Below are 26,936 nucleotides of genomic sequence, written 5' to 3' on the forward strand. Positions count from 1 at the left end.
CTTTTAGTTCTTTTAGTTCTTTTAGTTCTTTTAGTTCTTTTAGTTCTTTTAGTTCTTTTAGTTCTTTTAGTTCTTTTAGTTCTTTTAGTTCTTTTTAAAATTATGTTCCATTCTTAATGTCTAAAGTGGGCTGGTTAATATCAGTTGTATGATGCAGGGCACCGCGTGCTGGACATTGCACGCGGTGCGAATAACAACTTCATGCTAGGTTCACCTTAATTCATTTCCTCACGCTTCATTCGAAATGGCTAGTAATTCACTTACTGTGACCAAACGGTACCCTTCCGCAATAAGCTCTTCTACCATTATTCGAACAGCCTCCACCGTCTGAGAACGATCCCCATACCCATCATGAAAAATGAGTACACTACCAGGCTTTACCGTAGGCCTTGTATGCTCCAAAATATAATCTACACCAGGATTGTCCCAATCCTTCGCACCACCGTTAACCGCAGCAACCGTATGGTAACCCTGTTCCACAGCCAGAGATAGGATATCGTCATTTATCCCAAAGTATGGTGGTCTGAAAAGATTTGTCGGTTTCCCTGTTACTTCCCGAATGACATTCTCCGCTCGTTGTAGTTCCTCCCCTGCTTGCTCCAACGTCAATTCGGTCAGATTGGGATGTGTAAACGTATGGTTGACTATCTCATGCCCTTCACGGTGAACCTCAGCTGCAATTTCCGGGTAAGATTCAATCTCCTTACCAATCATGAAGAAGGTCGCTTGTCCTCCTGCACGACGGAAAATCTCAAGGATTTGCTGTGTGTACACCGGATGTGGCCCATCATCAAATGTGAAAGCTACAGCCTTTTCCCGTACGGATACCTGTTCAACTAACAACATTTTATTCATGAAATAATAGCTCCTCTTTCATAGATTCATAGACATTGAAGTGTGTGTTTTACACATGGAGTTAAGATATATGTACAATCGTATTATGGTAATAATTATATCAAACAGCATTGGAATATAGGAGAAATATGAGGTCTGAAATAGAAATTAGTCGTCATCAGTTTTCTCAATTCTGACCTGGCAATAGCAGACCTAACTTTACTAGCAGCATTAAGTGTAATAATATTACAAATATACTTAATAATATGTAGATATCTTTATATTAAATACCTCAAAGAGAACACACTCTATAAGGGAGAAACTAATTTTATGAAGAAGATACGTGGCTTATGGGTGACCCTAGCTCTAGCTATGACGATAACAGCGATAATTGTTTATGCTTCAACAAGCACAAATCAGGAAGGTGTACTTGCAAGATCAAATACACCTGAAATTTCTGATAATAGTCCTTCTACCGAAGATCAATTGATCGCCCCCATGGTTATTGATACGGACAACCCCATTGGTGATACTGTTAGTGGTGATGCAGTTGTACAAAAATCCTTCACTGTAAATGCGGGGTATGGCCATATTAAACTTTCTATGAACAACCATAGTAGTCATTCGGTTTTTGTTTCCTTAACACACAATAGTACGGGAAAAGTATATTTCTCTCAGGAGATTACCGGAAAAGATGATTTTACGTGGAAAAGCTTCGAACAAGGTTTTGAACAAGGCGTGCGTGGTGGAGACTATACACTTCAATGGAGTGCCGGGGGGAGTAAAGTAAATGGAGATTTCTCTGGGGTAACGGGTTCATCCATTTCTGATGTAATGAATTAACGATTCAAGTGTGCTGTTGAGGAAGCTCCTGATATCCAGGGGCTTTTTTATTTACTCGACCTCCTTCGAGTCATTTCGTTTAAAAGAATGGATATCTATTATCAATCACATGCAAACTGTAACTCCCCTATAGGCTTCTGCATAGCATGGAGAATATGAACGAATCTAAATTGGAGGTCATGACCATGAACTTGCAACTGCAGGGGCAAAAAGAACAAACATTGTTTCGAATGGATCCAACTACTATGAATAACTTAAAATCCATTCAAGACCATGTAACAAATACATGTAAACACCATGTGAATACACTTGTCCGAGTGGAGACAGTAGATGGCGATGTTTTTGAAGGGTTCCTCATCCACTGCGAAAGGGGAATTTTATACTTAAAACTACCAAGCCCTATGACTAATCGAGGCTTTGTTCCTGGTTTCCAAAATGATGTCGTATTACCCCTAGTGCTGTTTAATTTACTCGCCATTTCATTATTATAGGCCTGACCTAAGCCTAATCCTATCATTAAGGAGTGAAATCTTATGGCATTCATGCCGCCTCAAGGACCACAAGGAACACAGCAGCCGCCACCCTCTCCTCCTCCACAATTCACACCACCGCAACCCGCTGCTACAGCGTTCGCCATCGACCCCGGAGCTATTGTCGGTTGTTTATTCCGCAACACCTATGTGTGGCTGAGAAATGGGAACTCGTTCTGGTTCTTCCCAACCTTTGTAGGGCGTACATCCGTTGCAGGTTTTAGATGGACCGGTCGAAGATGGGTGTTTACTGGAGTCGATCTAAGAAGCATTGTGTCATTTACATGTTTTTAGAGAAGAAAATAGCGATCCCTTTTCAACTCACCAAAAACAAAAAAGCACCCTCTTGGGTGCTTTTTCTAATACTACTAATGGAGGCGAGGGGAGTCGAACCCCTGTCCGAAGATAACGACACATAAGCTTCTACGGGTGTAGTCACAGTTTTGATGTCACCCGAGTATCGCCCCGTAACCGGCTATACGTTGGGTCAGCCTGATTGTCTTCTTCAGCACACCCCAGGCGGAGATGTGACAGCGTATCCCACTACTAGTTAGCCCCTAATCCTGTCACATGGGCGATGCAGGTTAGAAGCACGCACACAGTTTCTTAGGCTGCGAAAGCGTAGTTTGTTTGTTGTTTGCCGTTTAATAGGCTTTAGCGTTGATGAAGCGGACGCGTCCCCACTACCCGCTACCCATGCTCGAACTATCCCCGTCGAATCCATAAACGCCCCCTCAACTAAGAAGGGCTCCAGGATTAATCCGTGAATACGGAGCAAAGGTGCTGCACATCTTTTTCCTCCAAGGTAAAAAGATGCTCTTTCTAACTCGGCATTCCTGTCTGCTACATAAGTAATCTTATCACAGGACAGCTCACCGAAATAGTACAGATTGCTGGAAGACATTCCAGCAGGCTAAGTAACTGTGCAAATTTAACCAATACAGCAGTTACCAGCGAATCGTCTACATATTATACCGCGTCCCTCAGACGAAGTAAAGTTCACTGCCATGTAGCAACAATGTATAGTCAGCTTCACTTAACTATCTTACCCACGATTCGAACAAATTAAGCAACTACTACATGATCTTATCGCATCATACGCAACCCTGTGTGTTCCAAACAATAATAAAAAAAATCTCAACCCCGTCTATTACCGGACAAGTCTTGAGATTCTCTATCGTGATATGACTGTCACTAATTTACCAATAACCAATGTCTCAACAAATTTAGATACAGCCTCTCACGCCTAACCATCCAATTAACGAGCGATCTTCTGCTTCTCGCGCATTGCTCTTTGAATATCACGTTGTGCATCCCGTTTAGCAGCAGTCTCACGTTTATCATATTGTTTCTTACCTTTACCTAGTCCAAGCAACAGCTTGGCATACCCATTACGCACATAAATCTTCAGCGGCACAATGCTGTAACCATCCTGTTTCGACAGCCCGAGCAGCTTGTGAATCTGTGCCTTGTGCATCAGTAACTTACGCGTACGTGTTGGATCAATCGGGTTATGTCGGTTCCCTTGTTCAAAAGGACTAATATGCATATTGTGAATATGAATTTCACCGTTCCGAATCGTGGCAAACGCATCTCCAATATTCGCACGTCCGTTACGAATAGACTTAATCTCCGTTCCAGTAAGCACCATGCCCGCTTCATACGTATCTTCAATGAAGTAGTCATGGGAAGCCTTTTTGTTCTGTGCGAGCACTTTACTCTGTCCATCATTCTTACCCATGTCCTCACTCCTTCTTCGTAAAATAAATCCGTTCCGATGCCTGTGTCCACATGCATCCATGTTGCACCATAGTACCTGTGCCAGACCTCAATTGTAGCAAGTACGGCTGTTAAAATCAAGAAAGAGGCGACCTCAGCCGCCCCTCCTCATTACACCTTTTCCAGACGATACGAAACAGCTTCACACATTCCTCAAGACTATCTCTTTTCATCTATAACGCTTTTTCAAGGATTGTTCTGCTCATCCAGATCATGAACCTGTCAGTTCAACCTTATCTACCTAACAGCCTTACCTTACTTTTTCTTCTTCCGTACAAAAGCTGCCGTACTATTACCCGCTCCGCCTTTGTTCTTCTTCCGCTTACGACGAGGTGCTCCACCTTCCTGAGTACCTCCAGGTGTTGCCGCATCGCCAATAAAGATACCGCTAGGTGACGTTTTTTTGCGGCCACTGCCGCCTTTGCTACCTTTACCGGATTTGAAGCTGCCCTCACCGCGTTCGCTGCGACCGCTGGAACCACTTCCATGGCCTCCGCCAGCACTACTCTCCTGACTACCATTTGGTGCAGAGCTGTAGCCGCCTTTGCCTGAACCGAAGCCGAAACTTACTGCTCCTTTGCCACGATTAGTCGATCCACCAGCTTCTCCACTCCGGCGCTCGCCTTTCGGTTTGCCGCTACCTTTCCCAGCAAAGCCGCCAGTTGAGCCTGCTCCAGCACTCACTGCGCCACCGCGTCCACCTTTGCTGCTCTCTTCTGGTGATCTGCCGCCACGACCTCTTCCAGCACCACCTGTAGAGCCAGAGCCACCTTTGCCACCACGTGAACCACTGAATCCACCTTTCGCTGCACCACGTCCACCGTTACCTCCAGGGCGACCGCCTTTACCGCCGCGACCACCACCGAAACCACCAGGACGCTCACCGCGAGGCTTCATATCCACCATTTCAAAGTCAATCGTATACTCTTCCATGCTCACACGTGCCACACGAATCTTCACTTCATCACCGATGCGGAACACTTTGGAAGTACGCTCCCCAATGAGAGCCATATGTTGATCGTCAAAATGGTAGTAGTCGTCCGTGAGCGCACTCAGGCGAATGAGACCCTCTACTGTATTCTCCAGCTCAATAAACATACCGAAGCTCGTTACGCTGCTGATCATGCCCTCGAACTCTTCGCCTACTTTATCCAGCATATACTCCGCTTTTTTCATTTTCTCCGTATCACGCTCTGCTTCCACCGCGACACGCTCTCGTTCGGATGATTGCTGTGCAATATCTGCCATACGTCCAGCCAAGTACTCTTGACGGTTTTCTGGCAGAGCTCCGTTGTTCTCGATAACCTCACGAATCACACGGTGAATAACTAGGTCAGGATAACGACGGATTGGAGATGTGAAATGACTATAGAATTCTGCCGCCAGACCGAAGTGACCCGACATCTCAGAATCATACTTCGCCTGTTTCATGGAACGAAGCATCATCGTACTAATGACCGTCTGCTCTTTTGTTCCGTTGATGTCCTCAAGCAACGATTGGAGTGCACGTGGATGGATGGCGTTACCGCGACCTTTAACGTGGTGTCCAAAATTCGCCGCAAAGGCGAGGAAATTTTGTAGTTTTTCTTGATCCGGGTCTTCATGCACACGATAGATAAATGGTACTTTAAGCCAGTGGAAATGCTCTGCCACCGTTTCATTAGCCGCTAACATGAACTCCTCAATGATCTGCTCCGCAATCGAACGCTCCCGTTTCACAATATCGATCGGTTTGCATTCTTTATCTACAATGATCTTGGACTCTTCAAAATCAAAGTCAACTGCCCCCCGACGCATACGCATCGCACGCAGCTTCAAGGCAATCTCCTTCATCAGATGGAAGTCATCCACCAGATCTTTATATCGTTCGAGCAATTCAGGCTCTTCGCCTTCAAGGATTTTACGAACGTTGGTATACGTCATGCGCTCTTTGGTCTTAATGACACTTGTGAAAATATCGTGCTTCACAACCTTCATCTGGTCGTTAAACTCCATCTCACAGGACAATGTCAGACGATCCACTTGCGGATTCAAGCTGCATATGCCGTTAGACAGGCGCTGTGGCAACATCGGAATAACCCGATCCACCAAATACACACTACATCCACGGTTGTAAGCTTCTTGATCCAGCTTAGAGTTCTCGCGCACGTAGTAACCGACGTCAGCAATATGAACGCCCAGGCGGTAATTGCCATTAGGTAGCTTCTCAACGTTTACCGCATCATCCAGATCCTTAGCATCTTCGCCATCAATCGTAACGATATTCAGTCCACGCAGATCACGGCGACCCTGTTGCACGATCTCTTCATCTGTGATGGAGTCTGGAGCCTGTTCTGCTTCACCAACGACTTCATCTGGGAAAGCTTCTGGCAATTGGTGTTTACGAATGACGGACAAAATATCAATGCCCGGCTCATCCTTATGCCCAAGAATCTCAATAATCTCACCCTCAGCCGCCGCACGGCCTTCTGGGTAACTAACGATCTTCGCTACAACCTTCTGTCCATCGACAGCTCCAGCAAAATTGGTACGTGGAATGAAGATATCCCGGTTAATGCGTTTATCATCCGGAATGACGAATCCGTATACTTCATGGCTTTGAAATACACCGACGACTTGTGTCACCGCACGTGTAACAATGCGAACAATCTCGCCCTCCAGACGTCCACCTGATGGCCCTTTAGAAGTGACCTTCACGAACACGATGTCTCCATTCATCGCACTTTTCATATCATTGGCGTGAATGTACACGTCAGGGTGCTCTCGATCCTCTGGGATCAAAAACGCAAACCCTTTGGCATGTGCCTGCAAACGTCCACGAACCAAGTCCATACGTTCAGGCATACCGTAACGATTGTTACGGGTAAGCAAAATCTTGCCGGATTCCTCCAGCGTATTGAGCATAATCAAAAAAGATTTGAAATCAGCCGCATCTTTAATCTCGAAGTGCTGTTCCAGCTCTTGATAAGTCATTGGTTTATAAGCGGTCTCCCGCATAAAATCGAGCAATTGTTGTTCTGTTATCATTAATATATTCACCTCGGGAAACATAAAAGTATGATCTGGTCTCATCTCTTTATGTATCGGAATCCTTACCAATTTCATGCAATGTAATGCATACCTTACTATCTCATACCCTAGTATACACGAATTCAATCCAGCACATCCGTCCCTAACAAAAAAACCACAGACGCAGGATTGCTTAAGCATAAGCACGCTTTCAAACGTAACTACGGATCGTTCCAAGTTAGAATTACTTCTTCTATACTTACTGAAAAAGGGATCAATCCACATGTTCATGTATCATGAACCTCATTATAGGAATAGATTATGCGCGGAAGCACAGACAGGTACATTCCCTACATTGCAGGGGTATACCTTCGAAGGAAGGAGAACCGAACAGAAGAGAAAATTAAATCATGTGATTGTAGTGGCAGGAAAATACTGGACACGTTAAAACTTATTAAAAAACCTCCGTTTCTTCTCGAAACGAAGGTTAATCTTACAAGCGAATTCCGCTCATGCTATTGAATTGTATAAGAAAGTATCCTTCTTACTTGGAGACGATCGTAACAATAATAGACAAAATCATGAAACCTGCACCGAGAACAACCGTTGCACGTTGCAAGAAAAGATCCAGTCCGCGCGCTTTCGTTTTACCGAAAAGATGTTCCGCACCACCGGAGATGGCACCCGCCAAACCAGCGCTTTTCCCGTGCTGCAGCAATACTACAGTGATTAGACCGATCGAGAAAACAACGAGCAGCAATTTCAAAGCAATATCCATTCTTTCCACCTCCTACCCATGTGGGCATAACATCTCACCATAAAAACAGTTAGTTTGATTGTACCATAGCTACTGCTGTGATACAAGTAGTGCTTGCTATACATTCATCCAACTTTATCCACTATAGTAGTAAGATTATCCGAAGATTCTTCTACATAATAAAAAGACAAGCCGGTTACCCGGCTTGCCCGAAAAGCTGTGTACACAGCTTATTTTTTGAGGTTGTAGAATCCTTTAAGACCATTGTATTGAGCCAGTTCACCCAGTTGATCCTCAATGCGGAGCAATTGGTTATACTTCGCGATACGGTCTGTACGGGAAGGAGCACCTGTTTTGATTTGTCCAGCGTTAGTTGCAACCGCGATGTCAGCGATTGTGCTATCTTCGGACTCACCGGAACGGTGGGAGATAACAGCAGTGTATCCTGCACGTTTAGCCATTTCGATTGCATCGAATGTTTCAGTCAATGTACCGATTTGGTTTACTTTGATCAGGATGGAGTTACCAATACCTTGCTCGATACCTCTACCCAGACGCTCTGTGTTTGTTACGAACAAGTCGTCACCAACGAGCTGTACTTTGTCTCCCAATTTTTCAGTGAGCAATTTCCAACCATCCCAGTCATCTTCGGACATACCGTCTTCAATTGTGATGATTGGGTATTTCTCAACCCATGAAGCCAGAAGGTCAACATACTCAGCGGAAGTGTAAGATTTACCTTCGCCAGCAAGTGTATATTTACCATCTTTGTAGAACTCAGTGGAAGCTACGTCCATACCCAAGAATACGTCAACGCCTGGTTTGTAACCAGCTTTTTCGATCGCTTCGATGATTGTAGTGATTGCTTCTTCGTTAGAACCAAGGTTTGGTGCGAAACCACCTTCGTCACCTACTGCTGTGTTCAAGCCTTTGGAGCTCAATACAGATTTCAGGTTGTGGAAGATTTCTGCGCCTACGCGAAGAGCTTCTTTGAAGCTTGGTGCGCCAACAGGAAGAACCATGAACTCTTGAACGTCGATGTTGTTGTCAGCGTGCTCACCACCGTTGATGATGTTCATCATTGGTACTGGAAGAGCTTTAGCGTTGAATCCGCCGAGGTAAACGTAAAGTGGCAAGTCCAAAGCGTCAGCAGCAGCGCGAGCTACAGCCATAGATACTGCCAAGATTGCGTTTGCGCCCAATTTACCTTTGTTTGGCGTACCATCCAAAGTGATCATCAATTTGTCGATACCCAGTTGATCCAATGCGTCCATACCGATTACTTCTGGAGCGATTGTTTCGTTTACGTTTTTAACAGCTTGCAGAACACCTTTACCGAGGTAACGGGATTTGTCACCATCGCGAAGCTCAACAGCTTCGTGGGCACCAGTGGATGCACCAGATGGAACGATTGCGCGTCCGATTGCGCCGGACTCCAGGTATACTTCAACTTCTACTGTAGGGTTACCGCGGGAGTCGAGGACTTCGCGAGCGTACACGTCAGAAATAATAGTCATGAGTGATAATCTCCTTTAAATTTGGAATTTTATTTAATACGTTCAGAACAATTGGTTTCACCAAAACACTCCGCGTGCAGTACCATCTTTCGATCGCTGTTATCCCCTGATTTCTTCGAACTTATCGTCATAAGTTGAAATCATGTGATAAAGGCGAACGCTTCGCTTCTGCAGATTGGTTCTGCCCGCTCCGTTAAAGTGTAACTCCAGTCTTATTCAAAAACCTATTAAGATTAAATTATTTACGGGTAGCGATGACAGATGTTCCTGTCATTTCTTCCGGTTTTGGCAATTGCATCAGGTCAAGGATTGTTGGCGCGATATCAGCCAAAATTCCGCCTTCACGCAATGTTACATTAGGGTCAGTAACGATAAATGGAACTGGGTTCGTTGTATGTGCAGTGAACGGACGCCCTTGCTCATCGAATACCATATCCGCGTTACCATGATCCGCAGTAATCAGCACAACGCCGCCTTTTGCGAGAACTGCGTCGACAACACGTCCCATGCACTCGTCTGTTACTTCAACCGCTTTGATTGTTGGCTCCAGCATGCCGGAGTGTCCAACCATATCAGGGTTAGCGAAGTTCAGAATGATTGCATCGTGTTTGTCTGCTTCAATCTCGCGTACACATGCGTCTGCCACTTCATAAGCGCTCATCTCTGGTTGCAAGTCATATGTTGCAACTTTTGGTGAGTTAATCAGTACGCGAGTTTCGCCTGGAAGCTCAACATCACGTCCGCCGCTGAAGAAGAACGTTACGTGCGGGTATTTCTCTGTTTCTGCAATACGCAGTTGTTTTTTGTTGTTCTGTACCAGAACCTCACCCAGTGTATTGTCGAGGTTCTTCGGCGAGTACGCCACATAACCTTCAACCGTCTCACTGAACAGAGTTAGGCACACAAAGTGCAAGCCTTCTGGGAACTTCGGCCCACGATCGAAACCGCGAAAGTCTTGGTTCGTGAATACTTGTGACAACTGAATTGCACGGTCAGGACGGAAGTTAAGGAAGATAACGGAATCGCCGCTTTCTACCAAACCTACCGGCTCACCATCCGCTTTGACGATAACCGTTGGTTCAACGAATTCATCAAATACGGATTTCTCATACGATTCTTCAACCGCTTTGAGTGGATCAGTGTATTTAGGGCCATCTCCATAAACGATAGCGCGGTATGATTTCTCAACTCGCTCCCAACGTTTGTCACGGTCCATCGCATAATAGCGACCTTGTACCGTAGCGATCTGTCCTACACCAACCTCTTCAATTTTCGCGATCAGTTTTTGCATGAAGTCTTTACCACTGTCCGGCATAACATCACGGCCATCCAAGAAGGCATGAATATACACATCATTCATTTCTTCTTTTTTGGCGAGATCCAGCATAGCGAACAAGTGGTCGATGTGACTATGTACGCCACCATCAGACAACAAGCCGTAGAGATGAAGCTTTTTACCGTTTTGTTTCGCTTCGCGTACAGCTTTAACGAGCGTTTCGTTATCGAAAAACTCACCATCGCGAATCGATTTGGAAATACGGGTCAAATCCTGGTAAACGATCCGGCCAGCACCAATGTTAAGGTGACCAACCTCAGAGTTCCCCATTTGCCCTTCTGGCAAACCTACAGCCTCACCGCAAGCAGTGAGTGTTGTGTGTGGGAATTGGCTCATAAAACGGTCATAGTTCGGTTTTTTGGCTTGCGCTACCGCGTTGCCTTCCACCGTATTACGAAGACCGAAGCCATCCATGATGATCAGTGCTACAGGTTTTGGAGCTGTCATCTTACTTCGCCCCCTCAACAAGCGCGATGAACGAAGCCGGCTGCAAGCTAGCACCGCCAACAAGTGCGCCGTCGATGTCGCTTTGTCCGAGGTATTCAGTTACGTTCTCAGGTTTAACGCTGCCGCCGTATTGAATACGAACTGCATCAGCAACCTGCTCGTTGTACAGATCTTTCACCAATGTACGGATGTAAGCAATAACTTCATTCGCATCTTGGGAAGTGGAAGATTTGCCTGTTCCAATCGCCCAGATTGGCTCATAAGCAATAACGACTTGTGCTGCTTGCTCTGCGGACAGACCTTCAAAAGCAGCTACCGTTTGCACTTTGCATACGTCTTTGGTTTTGTCAGCTTCACGCTCTTCAAGTGTTTCACCGAGGCAGAAGATTGGAGTCAATCCATGACGGAATGTTGCATGCAGCTTTTTATTAACAGTCTCATCGGTTTCCGCAAAATATTGACGGCGCTCCGAGTGACCAATGATTACATAATCCACACCAAGATCCTTCAGCATAACGCCGCTGATTTCACCTGTGAAAGCACCATTATCCTCAAAGTGAAGATTTTGGGCACCAATTTTGATGTTTGTACCTTTAACTGCTTCTACCAATGTTGGCAGATTTGTAAATGGTGCGCAGATTACAGTTTCCACGCCTTCTACTTCCGCTTTTCCTTTAACTTCCTGAATGAAGTCATTAGATTCGGAAACAGTTTTGAACATTTTCCAGTTACCTGCAATAATCGGTGTTCTCATGGTTTTCAACTCCTTCATGCTATAGCTTAAATCTTATTTGTCGTTCAATGCAACTACGCCTGGAAGCACTTTGCCTTCCATGAATTCGAGGGATGCACCGCCACCAGTGGAGATGTGATCCATTTTGTCAGCCAATTTGAACTTCTCAGCTGCTGCTGCGGAGTCACCACCACCAATTACTGTGTAAGCATCAGTTGTTGCGCAAGCTTCCGCCACTGCACGAGTACCGTGGGAGAATGGCTCAATTTCGAATACGCCCATTGGTCCGTTCCATACAACGAGTTTGGAGTTTTTAACAACGTCAGCATAAATCTCACGTGTTTTAGGACCGATGTCGATCCCTTCCCAATCTGCAGGAATGTCGCCAACTTCAACGATCTTCGTGTTTGCATTCGCACTGAAATCATCGGAAATTACGATATCCACTGGCAGGTAGAAGTTCTTGCCCAATTTCTTCGCTTTTTCAATGAAGCCCAGAGCAACATCCAATTTGGACTCATCCAACAGGGATTGACCTACTTCATGACCTTGAGCCTTCATGAACGTGTAGGACAGACCTCCACCGATGATTACGTTGTCTGCAATGTTCAACAGGTTGTCGATCACATCGATTTTGTCTTTAACTTTGGAACCACCGATGATTGCTGTGAAAGGACGCTCAGGGTTGGAGATTGCTTTACCCAACACTTCAAGCTCTTTTTCCATCAACAAACCAGATACAGCTGGCAGCAAGTGAGCGATACCTTCTGTTGAAGCATGTGCTCTGTGTGCTGCACCAAACGCATCGTTAACGAAAACGTCAGCCAGTTCAGCAAATTGTTTTGCGAGTTCTGGATCGTTTTTCTCTTCGCCTGCGTGGAAACGAACATTTTCAAGCAACAATACGTCACCGTTGTTCAATTCAGCGATTTGAGCTTTAACCGTTTCGCCAACGGAATCGTCAGCTTTAACAACTGTTTTACCAAGCAATTCAGACAAACGCTCTGCTGCTGGAGTCAAACGCAAGGATTCAACCACTTCGCCGTTAGGACGACCCATGTGGCTTGCCAAAATGACTTTGGCACCTTTTTCGATCAAGAAATTGATCGTAGGCAGCGTTGCACGAATACGCTTGTCATCTGTAATTTTACCATCTTCGAGCGGCACATTAAAATCTACACGTACAAAAGCCCGTTTTCCTGTCAATTCGATATCACGTACACTTTTTTTGTTCATCTGTATTTCCTCCGCACCCATGTATTTTGTGGACCAATGAAGAGCGAAAAACCCTTGTCAATCCTGGTGTTTTTGAGAAATTTGCAAAAGGTTGATATATAAAGAGCGGAAACAATACAACTCTGTTTCCGCTCTATGTTATTGCAGATATTACTTAATCATTTTTGCAAAGTGCTCCAAAGTGCGAACCAATTGTGCAGTGTAGGACATTTCATTGTCATACCAAGCTACAGTTTTAACCAATTGTTGGTCGCCAACAGTCAGAACTTTAGTTTGAGTTGCATCAAACAGGGATCCGAAAGTGATACCTTGGATATCGGAAGATACGATTTCGTCTTCAGTGTATCCGAAAGTTTGTGGATCGGAAGCTTCTTTCATTACTGCGTTAACTTCTTCAGCAGTAACTTTTTTACCCAATACAGTTACAAGCTCAGTCAGGGAACCAGTAGCTACTGGTACACGTTGAGCTGCACCGTCCAATTTACCTTGCAGTTCAGGGATAACCAAACCGATTGCTTTAGCAGCACCAGTTGTGTTAGGGATGATGTTTTCAGCCGCTGCGCGAGCACGACGGAAGTCACCTTTAGGGTGTGGAGCATCCAATGTGTTTTGGTCGCCAGTGTAAGCGTGAATTGTAGTCATCAAACCTTGAACGATTCCGAATTTGTCTTGCAACGTTTTTGCCATAGGTGCCAGGCAGTTCGTTGTGCAAGATGCGCCGGAGATTACAGTTTCAGTACCGTCGAGGATTTCATGGTTTACGTTGTAAACGATGGTTTTCATGTCGCCAGTAGCTGGTGCGGAGATAACAACTTTCTTAGCTCCACCTTTCAAGTGTTTCTCAGCAGCTTCTTTCGTTGTGAAGAAACCAGTACATTCCAGAACGATATCTACACCGAGGTCTCCCCAAGGAAGTTCTTCTGGGTTACGGTTAGCCAATACTTTAACTTCTTTGCCGTTCACTTTGAAGAAGCCATCATGTACTTCAACATCGCCATCGAAGCGACCTTGAGTTGTATCATATTTAAGCAAATGAGCCAGCATTTTAGCATCAGTCAAGTCGTTGATTGCTACAACTTCAATGCCCTCTACATTTTGAATACGACGGAATGCCAAGCGACCAATACGTCCAAAACCGTTAATACCTACTTTAATCATGAGTAAGTTCCTCCCAAGTTTTGATTGATTTTTTTATGAAGCTATATATTCAAGACAGACCGTGAAGTCCGTCAAGACAACAAATTTGAAGTGTTCTAGAAAATAAACTCTTATTCCAGTTCGGCAACGATGACTTTGGCAGCAGCCTCATCAATAATCAATATATCTTCCTGGCCGAATCTAAGCACCGAGTGAATGGCAGCTGCTTTGCTTTTGCCACCCGCAATCCCGATCACTACATCGGTTCGTTCGATATCTTGAAGTCGCATACCGAGTGTAAGCATGGTGTGAACCACGTTACCCTGATCATTAAAGTAATAACCGAATGATTCCGATACGGCTCCTTGCTCCTGAAGTTCTTCCACGATCTCTGTAGCAAGTTTACGTCGCCGTGCCATCTCCACAGCATCACCGATTCCGTGAATAACGATGCGCGATTGTCTAATCAGCTGCAGAATCTCCTGGACACCCGGATCTTGAACAAGGGATTCATAGGCATGGTCACTAAGCAAATCCGGTACATGCAGGAGTTTGTATTGTGCTCCTACCCGTTTTGCCATCGTGGATGCGATCGTATTGGCCTGAATTTCGAGGCTCTCTCCTAGTCCACCGCGTGCAGGGACGAACCAGACACCTTTGAGTGGTGTTGGCGGATTAAGCTGCTCTGCAACTTCAGCCGTTGTTGAACCGCCAGTTACGGCAACAACGTCGTTATCATTCATAATATTGCCGAGAGCCTTGGCTCCGGCCTTGCCCAGTTCCCGTTTGGCAAATGGAGATACGTCCGAATCGCCAGGAACAACGACTACCTTTTGCAGACCGTAGGCTTGCTTGATGCGCTCTTCCAGTTCGGACAATCCGAACAGCTCTTTGGCGACAGGCTCTAACTGCTGCAGCAAATCATGACCTGCCTCGCTGATCTTCATTCCTGTACTGTCAATTTCGATAAGTCCCTGAGCCTTTAATAGATCGGTCTCAGCCCTCAGAACCCGCTCGGTCATCTGCATGGAATTAGCTAACGTTCTTCGTCCAATCACATCCGATAACATGATCTGGTGTAGAATCGTATACCTCTTCTTCAAGACATCCATGAGATCAGGCAGAAGCTGCTTCTGCACTTCTAAAATCTTTCGCATGCTTTCCACTCCCGCAAGCTTCTCGTTCCAAGCTCTCTTTCATGGCCTCAAAATGTCCCGGGTTAACTTTTTAAGTCCCACGTCTATTCTACCTAAAACTGACGCGACATGCAAGTGTTTCAAACGCCCCATTTCATAACCTTTCTCTAAGCTTGTACGCGCTTATTTTCACAATCTTGAACTTCTAGTAGGTGTTGAATCTGTTTCACACTATATATAGAAGAAAGTCTACATTCTTATCTACATATGGCTTCATTCCTACCTTGCTCAACATGTGCAAAACCTCTTATAGCATGTACTTAAATGCATTCTTTATCCACATATCTTCATCATGATCATTTTCGCTCTATTCCAAACTACGAGGCTGATCATTTGCTTGCATTTCGACCACGCTTAAGATATAATCATTAATGCTGTCACATATTTGAAGCTCATTTGTGTGCAAGCGCCCGTGCTACAAAAGAGTAGCCAACAATTCATGTGCGCCCGTGGTCCAATGGATATGACGTAGGCCTCCGAAGCCTGAGATCCAAGTTCGATTCTTGGCGGGCGCGCCATTCTTTTATCGTAGTACATAACCCTTTTAACCAATGAAACCGTAAAGGTTTCTTTTTTTTCAAAGTTAGTTTGACTTTCTTTGACTTTTTGTTTGGAATTGTTTATGATGTGGGTAATACGGTAACAGTTTAAATATAAACACCAATTTAACATTTACATTTCCGAGGAGGTTTTTCACGTGAGTTATATTCCAATGGTCGTTGAACAGAGCAACCGCGGTGAGCGGGCCTATGACATCTATTCCAGATTGCTGAAGGATCGTATCATCTTCCTTGGCAGCGACGTGAATGACGTTGTGGCGAATGCCATTATGGCACAGATGTTATTCTTGGCTGCAGAAGATCCAGAGAAAGACATTCACTTATACATCAACAGCCCAGGCGGATCCATCACAGCCGGTATGGCCATTTACGATACAATGCAATTCATCAAACCGGATGTATCTACCATCTGTGTAGGTATGGCAGCTTCTATGGGCGCTTTCTTGCTCAATGCAGGCGCTAAAGGTAAACGTTTTGCATTGCCTAACAGTGAGATCATGATTCACCAACCACTTGGTGGAGCACAAGGTCAAGCTACAGACATCGAAATCCGTGCTCGTCGCATTCTGAAAATGCGTGACACATTGAACCGCATCATCTCCGAGCGCACAGGTCAACCACTGGAGCGTATCGAGAAAGATACAGATCGTGACTACTTCATGAGTGCTGCTGAAGCTGCCGATTACGGTATCATTGATAAAGTTATCGAAAGAGTAGGTTCACAAGGCGTATAATTGCAGAACTCACCTATAAAGTCATGAGTTGAAGTCTTCTTGGCTTCTAATTATGAACTAGTAAAATCCCACCATTCTATGAATGGTGGGATTTTTTTTTTGGTTTTATGATGATGGCAATTGCAACTGCGCGTCGTTTAAACTTCTGTTCTATACGTGATAAATCCGAAATTATTGAACATATAATAACGATCCTATTCTTACTTTTCAGCCGCTACTCCACTGAATGGCGTTGCACCTTTAGGAAGCACTTCTTTGTACGTGAATGGGAACTCTGGGAATCCTTCAGCATATGCCGTGTACTCATACAGTTGGAAGAACACGACAATACCGGTTGGCGTAACGTAGAAGTCCTGATCTTTGTTCAGACCAGTATATCCATCTAGGTAACCGCCACGTGCTTTAAGCTGAGTCCCTACTTTTTTGCCAAGCGTATCACGCATCGCTGCATTGTTTTGAAGCACATCATTCAGCGTCAGTTCCTTACCCGTTTCTAGATCAAACGTGTGTCCTGTACGGAACGTCATGCCATGAGCTCCCGCGTAGTCTTCATAGCGCTGTGTAATGAGTCCCAGCACGCCATTTTCGTTATATGTCACAACATATGTGCTCTCAAAAGCGTATGGGCGATTCGCAGTGGCAGCTCCATATTCACTAGCTTGCTTCTTGAAGTCTGCTACAAATGCATCAGCCTCACCCTTGAGCACTTTATTGATTGCCGCTTCAGCTTTGTCATTGCCAAGTCCACTTACTTGTGGATATTGAATATCCACCTCAGCATTTTTCACATTCGCTTTCACTGTAGCTGCTTTTACCGTTACATTGTTCTGCTTCACCTTGCTAAGTGTTAACGTCTTCGCTTGCCCATTCCAGCTTCCCTGAACACCCAGATAATCTCTCATCGCTGAGAAAGGAATGTATAACCGCCCTTGAATCAGCTTCGCCTCAACGCCCGGATAGTAATTGTTCACTCTAAGCATTGGTGATCCATCAGCTAGACTAATTTTCATCTTGTTGTTAGCTGCGGTCAGTGTATACTCTTTGTTCTTCGCATCATATGTTAACGTTCCGCCTGCAACGTCTTTGACCGCAGTTAGAGATACCCATGTAGATCCACCCTGTAGAAGCCCTTTTTGAGTCAACGTTTTACCTGCCGATTTCAGTGTTACTTCAATAGGTGCCGTCACTTTGGATGAGACAGAAGCCGCTTGAACCGAACTTTCTTGCCACCCTGCTCCACTACCTACAATAATTCCAGCTGCCAGCAACGCACTTGTCCATTTCTTCCATGATGTCATATATAAAAACTCCTCTCCATAATTCGCACTAAGGGTTCATTGCGTATGTATGTTGAACGGAAATGTCTCATACGCTCACCTCTTTATTATAATTAACCCATTTGAGGAAAGGTTTACAGCTCCAGTTACAATCTTGACGATTAGCTTCTAATAAATTGCACCGAAAATGACCGTTTTGTCACGAACATATATACAAAAAAGATACCAAATGAACAATTAACAGCGTCCAACCCATCCAAAATTCATTAAACAACATCAGTAAACTCACCGATAATATGAATTAGGGTTAACCCGCACACATCTTGAAAAAAAGACAATATGAGAAGAGGAAAGAGGAAACGTCGTATGATTATTAGGAAATGTATTGCCCTGTTGTTGATCTGTTCCCTATTGCTCACAATCCATCCCGAGACTGGACATTCAGCAGCAGCTACAGAAGGTAGCAAGGACAAAGTAAGACACCGCACAACCTACATATTTGATGAAAGACAACAGCAAGTCACTGTACGAACAACGGTAATTAGCTATGACACAGGTATGAAAAAGGTTAAAGAGTATGATTTCACTGACTCATCGTTGCAGCCCTCTTCATATCGATTCACATCGACGAACGGATTCAACCAACAAGACGGTGTTGTCGTAGACACCCCACAAGGTTTGAAGGCTTATACATTAGCCTACCTGAACACAGGTGCCGTCATTTATGAATATGACTATGCCTCCATTAAGCTTCGCAAAATCACAGAGATCAAATCCACCAAATGGCTCAAACTTTGGGCCACACAAGGGCTGTACTCCGTAAGATCGGATAACGGTGATACGCAGTACTATTCCCTTGTAGATAACAAGCGAGTTTTATCTAATGGCAGCATTATTACGAGCCAAGATGTGACAGATACTAAATACAGTACAAATCATTCAATTTCGTCCACACCTCTTGGTGTATACTGCCCTGACGCAAAATTCACCAGTTGTTTTACCCTCTTATTTGGCGGATTAAAGGGGAGCCCCGTGAAAGTAACCAAAAATGACATTGTGTACGACACCAAACAACCCGTCTCCAGTAAGACCTTTATAGCAGGAGACACAAAAATTAAGTGGACTAGCACTTACAAAGAACAGACCTACCGTGCGGTTGTAGAAGGGATTCGCGGCGGGAAAACGACCTCCCTTTTTAAAGGCGAAGTCAGAGATGTCAAAACGTTCGTCTCACCTAATCTTAAGTATTTGGTACTGATCGCTGATCCCTCGATGGGAATTAAGAAAACCAAGGCAAGCAAAGTGCTTGTATATGATCTCAAAACGTTGAAGCAGGTTCGATCCTACGAAAGCTTGTACCGGGCGAGCGTGGAAAGAATACAATGGGCCTCAGATGATTTGTATGTCATCGATTATTATTTCTCTAACCCACAGGCATACCCACCTTCCTTCTACTATATTCCGGAAGGAAAACACTTTAAGATTGAGTACAGTCAATACAGAGATTGGGTGAATTATTGGGACTCCTTCTCATATGAAGGCATGTTCTTTTTAACACTACCTGTAGCAATCACCTCTGGTGAAGGTGTGCTTCGTTATAATGGACAACCTACGTTCTACATGAATGGCTTATATTATGTTCCTTTAGAGGAGTTCACGAATGCCTTCCATATTAAATATGAAATTCAAGGAGGAGACCTGTTATTTGAGCGGAATAGCAGAACCAGTAAGCTAGCCGTGAGTCAAAGCAAGCAACAGGTTGTCGGAGGTAAGGTTTATCTTCCACTCGGGCAATGGAATAAGGATCTCGGACTTAAAGTATCTATTGCAAGCAAACATGTCATGAATACCGAGCTACAATTCAGCGATGAGGAACGTAAAACGGATGCTGCCATGACACCTGCACCACTCGCGTATCGAGCAACTGTGGAAGAGGTGAAGCAGGTAGCCGGGGAATCTGCTTCTTTTGTAGGTACTCAACCTTATGAGACGAGCAATCCTGATCGTGCTGCATTTCGAAATATAGAAGTTGTGCTGAACCACAATCGCACGTTACGAATTCGGATGCAGAATTATAAGAATAATGGAGAAATGCTCCATGTGAAGATATTAAGCAACGATTACAGTAAAGTGTTAATGGACATTCCCGTGGATATGCTCAATAGATACGAGGCAACATCCACCGCTATACCAACCGATGTATTGGACAACGGAGTAGCAACCATCGCCATTCCTTACAATCCAGAGGTGTATCTTGCATACAAGCTGCAACTACCGGTCTTTGACCCTAATCGATTCTAAGCTATTAGCAATTCACTTATTAAAATAAAGAAAAGCGACCAGCTGCCTCAGAGCAGGTGGTCGCTTGTTTATACAAAATCCCTAAATATGAACAACGTATCTTATTTCATCTCATATGTGATGTTCAGTGTAGTACTTACTTTAACCTGACCGGTTTCAATTTCAGTACCAGCTGCGGTATCTGTAGCTTTGGACATTAAACTCTCCGATGCATAGAACACAGGAACGTTAGCATCAGGCTGGCTCACAGATAATACTGCCCCCAGTTGACGTTTAACCGCCTTTGCAATCGCTCCAGCTTTTACATCCGCGTTAGCTACAGCCTTCTCAATCACTTGAGATTCATAGTTCTCTGGATTCTCTACCGTAAAACGTACATTTTCAATGTTATTCGCGCCAGCTTGGGAAACTGCATCCAACAACTCACCGATCTTATCCATCTCACGATAGGTTACTGTCAATGTGTGATGAGCCGTGTACCCTTTTACTTGCTGTCCATCTTTTTCACTGTATGTGTAGTTAGGTTGCACATAAAATTGGCTTGTTTGAATGTCATTTTCACTGATTTTCCACGTATTCTTCAGCAAATTTGTTACCTTTTGGATTTTAGCTGCGTTTGCCTTTTGAGCTGATGCCGCTGTTTCCGCTGTACTATTTACCCCGATGGATAGATAAGCGATGTCCGGTTTCACCTGAATTTCACCTTTACCAACAACATTAATTACATTCTGCTGTACGCCTTGAACCTCAGCAGCATATGCATAATTCCCTGGAGCAACCCAAGCTGTTCCTCCAACCAATAGTGTACTTGCCACCAGTACCGCACCAAGCGGTCTCATCCATTGTTTGCCCATGACCGTAGCCTCCTTGTAGTTAACATCTCAAATTCAAAGTGATTTGATACCTTAACAGACGGAGCTAATTCCAAAATGTTGCATTGCTTGACCCTGAAACGCAAAAAAGCCCCTTTCGGGACTTCTTCATTCGTTCAGTCATATCTTATTGGTTTTCAAGCTCTTCTTTGCTAACCAGACTAACTAAAGCGTTTACAGCCTGTTCGGCGTCCGCGCCTTCAGCACTAATATGGATTTCTGTACCCGTACTGATTGCAAGACTCATGATCCCCATGATACTTTTTGCATTTACTTTCTTGTCGTCCTTCTCGACGAACACTTCAGATGAGTACTTATTCGCCTCTTGAACGAACAGTGCCGCAGGTCTGGCATGGAGACCCGTTTTCAAACGGACAACTACCGGGTGCTTTGTCATAGAAACTTACCCCCTATTATGAAATCTAGACATTAAATACACAATTATATTTATATAACATTATACCATTAACCCGTGCAGGACACTAGAAGAAAAAAACCAGTCAGGTATGAACTCACAATCAAGGACATTATATTGACACGGAATCACACTTCAGGACGCCGATCCCTGCTTCTCTGCACATGAGTTAATGTTGCCCAATAACGGTTTAAAATACGAATAAATTAACCTAAGTAAGAGCTCCGGCTCCTAACAGCCTACCCCATCCGTTCATTACGAACCTTCTCGGCTAGCTCATCAATTTTACGTAAACGATGGTTTACCCCCGATTTACTGACCGTCCCCTTCAACAACTCGCCAACTTCCTTCAAGTTAATATCAGGATGGGCAAGTCGCACTTCAGCCACTTCACGCAGCTTCTCAGGTAAGGACTCTAGGCCAACTTCCTTTTGCAAAAGCTTGATGTTATCGATCTGTCTTACAGCAGCTCCAATGGTTTTGTTCAGGTTCGCCGTCTCACAGTTGACGATCCGATTCACGGAATTCCGCATATCGCGCATAATGCGAACATCTTCAAACTTAAACAAAGCTTGGTGTGCACCAATGATGCTGAGCAGCTCAATAATCTTTTCGCCTTCCTTGATGTATAGGATGAATCCTTTTTTGCGTTCTATACACCGGGCATTAAGATGAAATTCATTGGCTAGATCAACCAAAGCTTGGCAGTGCTCCTCATACATTGATGCAATCTCTAGATGGTAGGAGGAACCCTCAGGGTTATTCACCGAGCCACCAGCCATGAAGGCACCGCGAAGATAAGCTCGTTTACAACAGTTTTTCCGAAGCAGCTCCTGATTAATTCCTGGCGTGAACAGAAAGCCCTCGGATACGATGTACAATTCCTTTAAAATCTCTTGTACCATGGTCGGAATACGAACAATATACACATTGTTCTTTTTCAGCCGCATTTTTTTGCGGACAAGCAATTCCGTATGCACTTGAAAATGCTTTTTAAGCAGAGAGTATGCCCGTCTAGCAATAGCGGCATTCTCCGTCGAAATATCTAAGATCACTTTTTTATTCGATAACTGCACCGCACCAAGCATACGGATGAGGGCTGAAAGTTCCGCCTTTTCGCAGCACGGTTCACTCTCAATCATCGTTAATTCTTTTTTGGTCTGTGCTGCAAACGACATGGGACTTCACCTCTTCCGTAACATCCAATTTTGTACAAGTTGATAGATGTGATGGCTGAGCTTGTCGGCATCATGACGAAGATAGGTACGGAATAGCACCAACGTATCTGCGACAACCTGATATCCAGAACTTTTCAGCACATTCATATCTAATACTACTGGTTTTGCTCCTTTTTCTGCATATCTATTCTGAACTTGCAGCGGAATTTCACCATTATTAACGATGACATAGTCAAAGAGCTGATGACCTATATGCTCATGAATCGCTTTGAGATGGTCACTCACGGTATAGTCATCGGTTTCTCCTGGCTGTGTCATAACATTGCATATAAACATTTTAACTGCGTCAGCCTCAACGACAGCTTCAGCTAATTTGGGTACAAGCAGATTCGGCAGAATACTCGTATACAGACTACCTGGCCCAATCAATATCGCATCCGCTTGACGGATAGCCTCTACAGCCTCTGGCAACGGCTCCACGTGATCCGGTTCAAGAAAAACACGTTTAATGCGCCCACCTGCTTCAGGGATTTTGGACTCGCCTGTAACAATTGATCCATCCTCCATCTCAGCATGTAGCACAACCGCCTGACCCGCTGCGGGAAGCACCTCACCCCGAACAGCAAACACGCGGCTAAGTTCCCGCACTGCGGTTACGAAGTCGCCTGATATATCTGTCATTGCCGCCAAAATTAAATTCCCCAAGCTGTGGCCTGCAAGCCCCGCGCCTGTGTTGAAACGATAACTCAGCATATCCGAAAGCAGTGGCTCTACATCGGCTAGCGCCGTAAGTACGTTACGAATGTCGCCCGGAGGCGGCATATGCAACTCACTGCGCAGTATGCCTGAACTCCCACCGTCATCAGCAACCGTGACGATGGCCGTGATGTCTAGCGGCTTTTCTTTTAAACCGCGCAGCATCACGGATAATCCGGTTCCCCCGCCCATAACTACAATTCTTGGACGTTCTCTTCGTGGTCCGGCTTCTTTCATCCCTTCACCCTCTTCAATGACGATCCCGGTCAGCGTCGCGATGGCTTACGGTAACAGCTTCAGTCTCGCTGCTTCCCAACATTTTGCCCAAATATTCCGATATTGCTACCGAACGATGCTTGCCTCCGGTACAACCGATTCCAATAATAACCTGGCTCTTGCCTTCCTTCCGGTACTGCGGAATCAGGAAATGCAGCATATCCAGCAACTTCGTCAGAAAGGACTGTGTCTCTGGCCATTTCATAACGTATTCATATACGTCGCTGTTCTGTCCTGTATTTGGACGCAGATGGTCAATATAATGCGGGTTCGGTAAAAAACGAACATCAAATACCAGATCAGCATCAATCGGTATTCCGTATTTAAATCCAAATGACGTTATATTTACAGATAACATATGGCTCTCTAAATGAGAAAAACGGGATATAATCCGTTCCTTCAATTGAGCCGGTTTCATCGTGCTGGTATTGAGTACCTGGGTTGCGGAGTTTTTAAGCTCCTCCAGCATTTTGCGCTCAAGCCGGATACCGTCCAGCGGCATTCCTTCCGGAGCTAAAGGATGTCTACGTCTGCTCTCTTTATAGCGCTGAACAAGGACAGAATCTGTAGCATCCAGGAATAAAATTTCACAATGGATGGTAAAATGATCTTTAATGTAGTTCAACGACTCGGACAACGCTGTGAAAAATTCACGACCTCTCAAGTCAATAACGAGAGCGACCTTGCCAATCTTACCATTGGACTGCTCGATCAATTCTGCGAATTTTGGAATCAGCACGGGTGGTAGATTATCTACACAGAAGAAGCCAAGGTCTTCCAAGCTCTGAACTGCAATGGTCTTTCCCGCCCCGGACATACCCGTAATGATAATGAGCGTGGCGCCTGTGTTCGGTGAAACTTCACCTTCAAGCATATATGTCCCCTCCTTATCATATTGCTGTCGGTTTATACTGTTACAGTGGACTAGGAACGCAAGAGAAGACCTGCTGCACCAACAATACCTGCATCATTGCCAAGCGTAGCTTCCAGAATCTTCACGCCGCCCTGCAGCGGTTCTGGGGTTAATTGAGCAAATACCGTACGGATCTCGTCAAACAGGAAATCACCCGCTTTGGATACGCCGCCGCCAATAATGAACACTTCCGGATTAATAACAGCCGCTACTGTAGCCATCGATTTACCTAGGTAGAAAGCAGCACGATTAACGATCCGCAGTGCCACTTCATCACCCGCTTTAGCAGCATCGAATACTTCCTTCGCAGCGATCCGATCAACAAGAGCAAGCGAAGTATGATCCCCACGCTCGACAGCATCCTTCGCCATACGGATAATACCCGTTGCAGACGATACCGTCTCTAAACATCCCATTTTGCCACAACCACACTTAATTGCTTCCAGATCAGGTACAACATTAATATGTCCCAGTTCACCCGCCATACCGGAGAACCCCTGATATATTCTGCCGTTCAAGATCAAGCCGCCGCCAACGCCTGTACCCAGCGTGTAACATACACAGTTATCTACACCTTTGCCGGCACCCGCCCAAGCTTCGCCAAGCGCCGCAACATTGGCATCATTATCTATTTTGACTGGCTTGCCCAGACGTTCTTCCAGAATCGAACGAATAGGTACATTCCGAAATCCAATGTTAGGGGCAAGGACAATAATTCCCTCACGTACATTCGTGAACCCGGCAACTCCAGCACCGACACCTTCAAGCTGTTCCCAGCTATACGGCGACTCGGCAACGATATGACGGACATACTTCTCGATGTTGGCGATAACCGTATCTACGCCCTTATCCACTTCTGTCGGTCCTTCATACGTATGCTTAAGTTGACCTTGATCATCGCATATACCGACCTTAATTGCTGTTCCGCCGAGATCGACCCCAACGTAGATTTTCTCAGACATGCTGCAAGCCACCTTTATCTATCTAAAATAGTTTAATCCTACGTACCAACTATAATTGAAGGATACGCCTGGGTCAAGGACGATAAGACCTTTGCTATCTCCAGTCCTGACGCTATTGTGAACACTGTCACACCCTTTTCATGAATACGCATTCACCCTCTATGTTCTCTATCAAAACGCACCGCTTATACCTACCTCCTTAGTAGAGGAAGTCTCATCTAATCATATTGCATTTTGATTCGTTCCATTCGTAAAAGATGACAGTTGTCACCTAAAAGTCATGACAACTCTTACTAAAATCCTATGCCTTCGCCCTCTAAAATGAAGTTAGATCAAAACGAAGGACGTGAGTACAGATGAGTTCACCCATCATCCAACTTGAACATATAAACAAACAATTTAAAAACAAGCTCGCGGTAAGCGACCTGTCTCTTGAAATCCAGCCTGGCGAAATTGTAGCAATCCTCGGCCCGAATGGAGCCGGCAAGACGACAACGATGAAGATGCTTCTAGGAATGTGTAAACCGACCTCCGGGAACATCACGGTATTAGGACAGTCTCCGAATCATCAGCAGGTACGTCAGCAGATTGGAGTTATGCTACAGGATGTAAGTGTCATCGATGGATTGACGGTGCGCGAGATCATCCGCATGGTTCACAGTTATTATCATCATTCACTTCCAATCCATGAAATCGAGCAGCTGACTGGACTTTCAGAGATTGATCTGAAGAGAAGAGCAGAGAAACTATCGGGCGGTCAGAAACGCAGCCTGAACTTTGCCCTCGCGATGGCAGGCAATCCACAGCTCTTATTTTTGGATGAACCAACGGTAGGCATGGATTCAGAGACACGTAAACATTTCTGGAAACAGGTTCGCCAATTGACACAAGCGGGGAAAACTGTGCTTTTCACCACCCACTATCTTCAAGAAGCTGATGAAGCAGCTGATCGGATTATTCTGTTTAACGAAGGTAGGATCATTGCGGATGGAACACCGGAGAGTCTCAAGTCGGGGCTTACCAAGCGTATTCTTTCTTTCTCCGCTCAGCATGGAATGATACCTGGGGGATCAGCTTCTTCCCCATCAGACACACAACCTGATCACAACAACGCGAACTCACATCACATACATATTGAAGCTCAGATTGCGATGCTACCTAACGTTGACCAGGTGGAATATCGTAACGGACGCTGGAGTCTCTACACCACCGATACAGACACACTGATTCGTGATGTAATCCAGCGTCAGCTACCTGTACGGGATATCCGCATTGAGACGGGACAACTCGACGACGCTTATGCTGAACTGCTTGCTACGATGAAGGAGGAACAATAAT

General features: G+C 45.0%; 23 protein-coding genes, 1 tRNA gene and 1 other RNA gene. 7 read left to right on the top strand and 18 right to left on the bottom strand.

The window, feature by feature from the left end; all coding sequences use genetic code 11:
* Positions 1 to 228: 228 nt before the first annotated feature.
* Positions 229 to 855 (bottom strand): polysaccharide deacetylase family protein, encoded by a 627-nt coding sequence (locus J2T19_RS26090; RefSeq protein WP_307221184.1) that lies wholly within the window; start codon positions 853 to 855, stop codon positions 229 to 231.
* Between the two features lie 309 nt (positions 856 to 1,164).
* Here J2T19_RS26090 and J2T19_RS26095 point away from each other — a divergent pair, with 309 nt between their 5' ends.
* From J2T19_RS26095 to J2T19_RS26105, 3 genes are all read left to right on the top strand, one after another.
* Positions 1,165 to 1,677 (top strand): hypothetical protein, encoded by a 513-nt coding sequence (locus J2T19_RS26095; protein WP_307221187.1) that lies wholly within the window; start codon positions 1,165 to 1,167, stop codon positions 1,675 to 1,677.
* A 185-nt stretch (positions 1,678 to 1,862) separates the two neighbouring features.
* Complete coding sequence (locus J2T19_RS26100) at positions 1,863 to 2,168, top strand: hypothetical protein (RefSeq protein ID WP_307221189.1); 306 nt, start codon at positions 1,863 to 1,865, stop codon at positions 2,166 to 2,168.
* A gap of 42 nt (positions 2,169 to 2,210) precedes the next feature.
* Positions 2,211 to 2,501, top strand: a complete 291-nt coding sequence (locus J2T19_RS26105) for a transporter (protein ID WP_307221193.1) — start codon at positions 2,211 to 2,213, stop codon at positions 2,499 to 2,501.
* Positions 2,502 to 2,576: 75 nt separating this feature from the next.
* Here J2T19_RS26105 and ssrA read toward each other — a convergent pair.
* The 10 genes from ssrA to J2T19_RS26155 form a co-directional block, all read right to left on the bottom strand.
* Positions 2,577 to 2,941, bottom strand: a transfer-messenger RNA (tmRNA) gene (ssrA, locus tag J2T19_RS26110).
* Between the two features lie 524 nt (positions 2,942 to 3,465).
* Positions 3,466 to 3,948, bottom strand: coding sequence for an SsrA-binding protein SmpB (gene smpB / locus J2T19_RS26115; RefSeq protein ID WP_145051992.1), 483 nt, complete (start codon positions 3,946 to 3,948; stop codon positions 3,466 to 3,468).
* Between the two features lie 293 nt (positions 3,949 to 4,241).
* Positions 4,242 to 7,013 (bottom strand): ribonuclease R, encoded by a 2,772-nt coding sequence (gene rnr, locus J2T19_RS26120; RefSeq protein ID WP_307221196.1) that lies wholly within the window; start codon positions 7,011 to 7,013, stop codon positions 4,242 to 4,244.
* Positions 7,014 to 7,539: 526 nt separating this feature from the next.
* Complete coding sequence (gene secG / locus J2T19_RS26125) at positions 7,540 to 7,773, bottom strand: preprotein translocase subunit SecG (protein WP_056695287.1); 234 nt, start codon at positions 7,771 to 7,773, stop codon at positions 7,540 to 7,542.
* Positions 7,774 to 7,982: 209 nt separating this feature from the next.
* Positions 7,983 to 9,269 (bottom strand): phosphopyruvate hydratase, encoded by a 1,287-nt coding sequence (gene eno, locus J2T19_RS26130; protein ID WP_128099857.1) that lies wholly within the window; start codon positions 9,267 to 9,269, stop codon positions 7,983 to 7,985.
* 238 nt (positions 9,270 to 9,507) lie between these two features.
* Positions 9,508 to 11,052 carry a 2,3-bisphosphoglycerate-independent phosphoglycerate mutase gene (gene gpmI, locus J2T19_RS26135; RefSeq protein ID WP_307221203.1) on the bottom strand — a complete coding sequence of 515 codons (1,545 nt, stop codon included), beginning with the start codon at positions 11,050 to 11,052 and terminating at the stop codon, positions 9,508 to 9,510.
* A 1-nt stretch (position 11,053) separates the two neighbouring features.
* Entirely contained in the window at positions 11,054 to 11,806 is a 753-nt protein-coding gene (gene tpiA / locus J2T19_RS26140) for a triose-phosphate isomerase (RefSeq protein WP_307221206.1), read from the bottom strand.
* A gap of 33 nt (positions 11,807 to 11,839) precedes the next feature.
* Positions 11,840 to 13,021, bottom strand: coding sequence for a phosphoglycerate kinase (locus J2T19_RS26145; protein WP_307221209.1), 1,182 nt, complete (start codon positions 13,019 to 13,021; stop codon positions 11,840 to 11,842).
* 150 nt (positions 13,022 to 13,171) lie between these two features.
* Positions 13,172 to 14,179: a type I glyceraldehyde-3-phosphate dehydrogenase gene (gap, locus tag J2T19_RS26150; protein ID WP_056695277.1), complete on the bottom strand. Its 1,008-nt coding sequence runs from the start codon at positions 14,177 to 14,179 to the stop codon at positions 13,172 to 13,174.
* A gap of 110 nt (positions 14,180 to 14,289) precedes the next feature.
* Positions 14,290 to 15,315 (bottom strand): sugar-binding transcriptional regulator, encoded by a 1,026-nt coding sequence (locus J2T19_RS26155; RefSeq protein ID WP_128099853.1) that lies wholly within the window; start codon positions 15,313 to 15,315, stop codon positions 14,290 to 14,292.
* Positions 15,316 to 15,797: 482 nt separating this feature from the next.
* Between J2T19_RS26155 and J2T19_RS26160 the strand changes: the two genes are divergently transcribed.
* A tRNA-Arg gene (locus J2T19_RS26160) sits at positions 15,798 to 15,872 on the top strand.
* Positions 15,873 to 16,051: 179 nt separating this feature from the next.
* Complete coding sequence (gene clpP, locus J2T19_RS26165) at positions 16,052 to 16,648, top strand: ATP-dependent Clp endopeptidase proteolytic subunit ClpP (protein WP_145051974.1); 597 nt, start codon at positions 16,052 to 16,054, stop codon at positions 16,646 to 16,648.
* A 200-nt stretch (positions 16,649 to 16,848) separates the two neighbouring features.
* Here clpP and J2T19_RS26170 read toward each other — a convergent pair whose 3' ends face one another.
* Positions 16,849 to 17,946 (bottom strand): stalk domain-containing protein, encoded by a 1,098-nt coding sequence (locus tag J2T19_RS26170; protein ID WP_307221219.1) that lies wholly within the window; start codon positions 17,944 to 17,946, stop codon positions 16,849 to 16,851.
* 345 nt (positions 17,947 to 18,291) lie between these two features.
* Here J2T19_RS26170 and J2T19_RS26175 point away from each other — a divergent pair, with 345 nt between their 5' ends.
* Positions 18,292 to 20,226: a hypothetical protein gene (locus tag J2T19_RS26175; protein WP_307221221.1), complete on the top strand. Its 1,935-nt coding sequence runs from the start codon at positions 18,292 to 18,294 to the stop codon at positions 20,224 to 20,226.
* Between the two features lie 101 nt (positions 20,227 to 20,327).
* On the opposite strand, the gene J2T19_RS26180 is transcribed toward J2T19_RS26175, so the two are convergent.
* From J2T19_RS26180 to J2T19_RS26205, 6 genes are all read right to left on the bottom strand, one after another.
* Positions 20,328 to 21,080 (bottom strand): SIMPL domain-containing protein, encoded by a 753-nt coding sequence (locus J2T19_RS26180; protein ID WP_307221223.1) that lies wholly within the window; start codon positions 21,078 to 21,080, stop codon positions 20,328 to 20,330.
* Positions 21,081 to 21,225: 145 nt separating this feature from the next.
* Positions 21,226 to 21,495, bottom strand: a complete 270-nt coding sequence (locus J2T19_RS26185; RefSeq protein ID WP_056695263.1) for an HPr family phosphocarrier protein — start codon at positions 21,493 to 21,495, stop codon at positions 21,226 to 21,228.
* Positions 21,496 to 21,752: 257 nt separating this feature from the next.
* Positions 21,753 to 22,691: a DNA-binding protein WhiA gene (gene whiA / locus J2T19_RS26190; RefSeq protein ID WP_145051962.1), complete on the bottom strand. Its 939-nt coding sequence runs from the start codon at positions 22,689 to 22,691 to the stop codon at positions 21,753 to 21,755.
* Positions 22,692 to 22,697: 6 nt separating this feature from the next.
* Entirely contained in the window at positions 22,698 to 23,684 is a 987-nt protein-coding gene (gene mgfK / locus J2T19_RS26195; RefSeq protein ID WP_056695259.1) for a gluconeogenesis morphogenetic factor MgfK, read from the bottom strand.
* Between the two features lie 13 nt (positions 23,685 to 23,697).
* Positions 23,698 to 24,597 (bottom strand): RNase adapter RapZ, encoded by a 900-nt coding sequence (gene rapZ / locus J2T19_RS26200; RefSeq protein WP_056695257.1) that lies wholly within the window; start codon positions 24,595 to 24,597, stop codon positions 23,698 to 23,700.
* 50 nt (positions 24,598 to 24,647) lie between these two features.
* Positions 24,648 to 25,598: an ROK family glucokinase gene (locus J2T19_RS26205; RefSeq protein WP_145051959.1), complete on the bottom strand. Its 951-nt coding sequence runs from the start codon at positions 25,596 to 25,598 to the stop codon at positions 24,648 to 24,650.
* A 356-nt stretch (positions 25,599 to 25,954) separates the two neighbouring features.
* On the opposite strand from J2T19_RS26205, the gene J2T19_RS26210 reads away from it, so the two are divergent.
* Complete coding sequence (locus J2T19_RS26210) at positions 25,955 to 26,935, top strand: ABC transporter ATP-binding protein (RefSeq protein WP_307221234.1); 981 nt, start codon at positions 25,955 to 25,957, stop codon at positions 26,933 to 26,935.
* Position 26,936 lies beyond the last annotated feature (1 nt).

Source organism: Paenibacillus tundrae, assembly GCF_030812775.1.
GTDB lineage: Bacteria > Bacillota > Bacilli > Paenibacillales > Paenibacillaceae > Paenibacillus > Paenibacillus tundrae_A.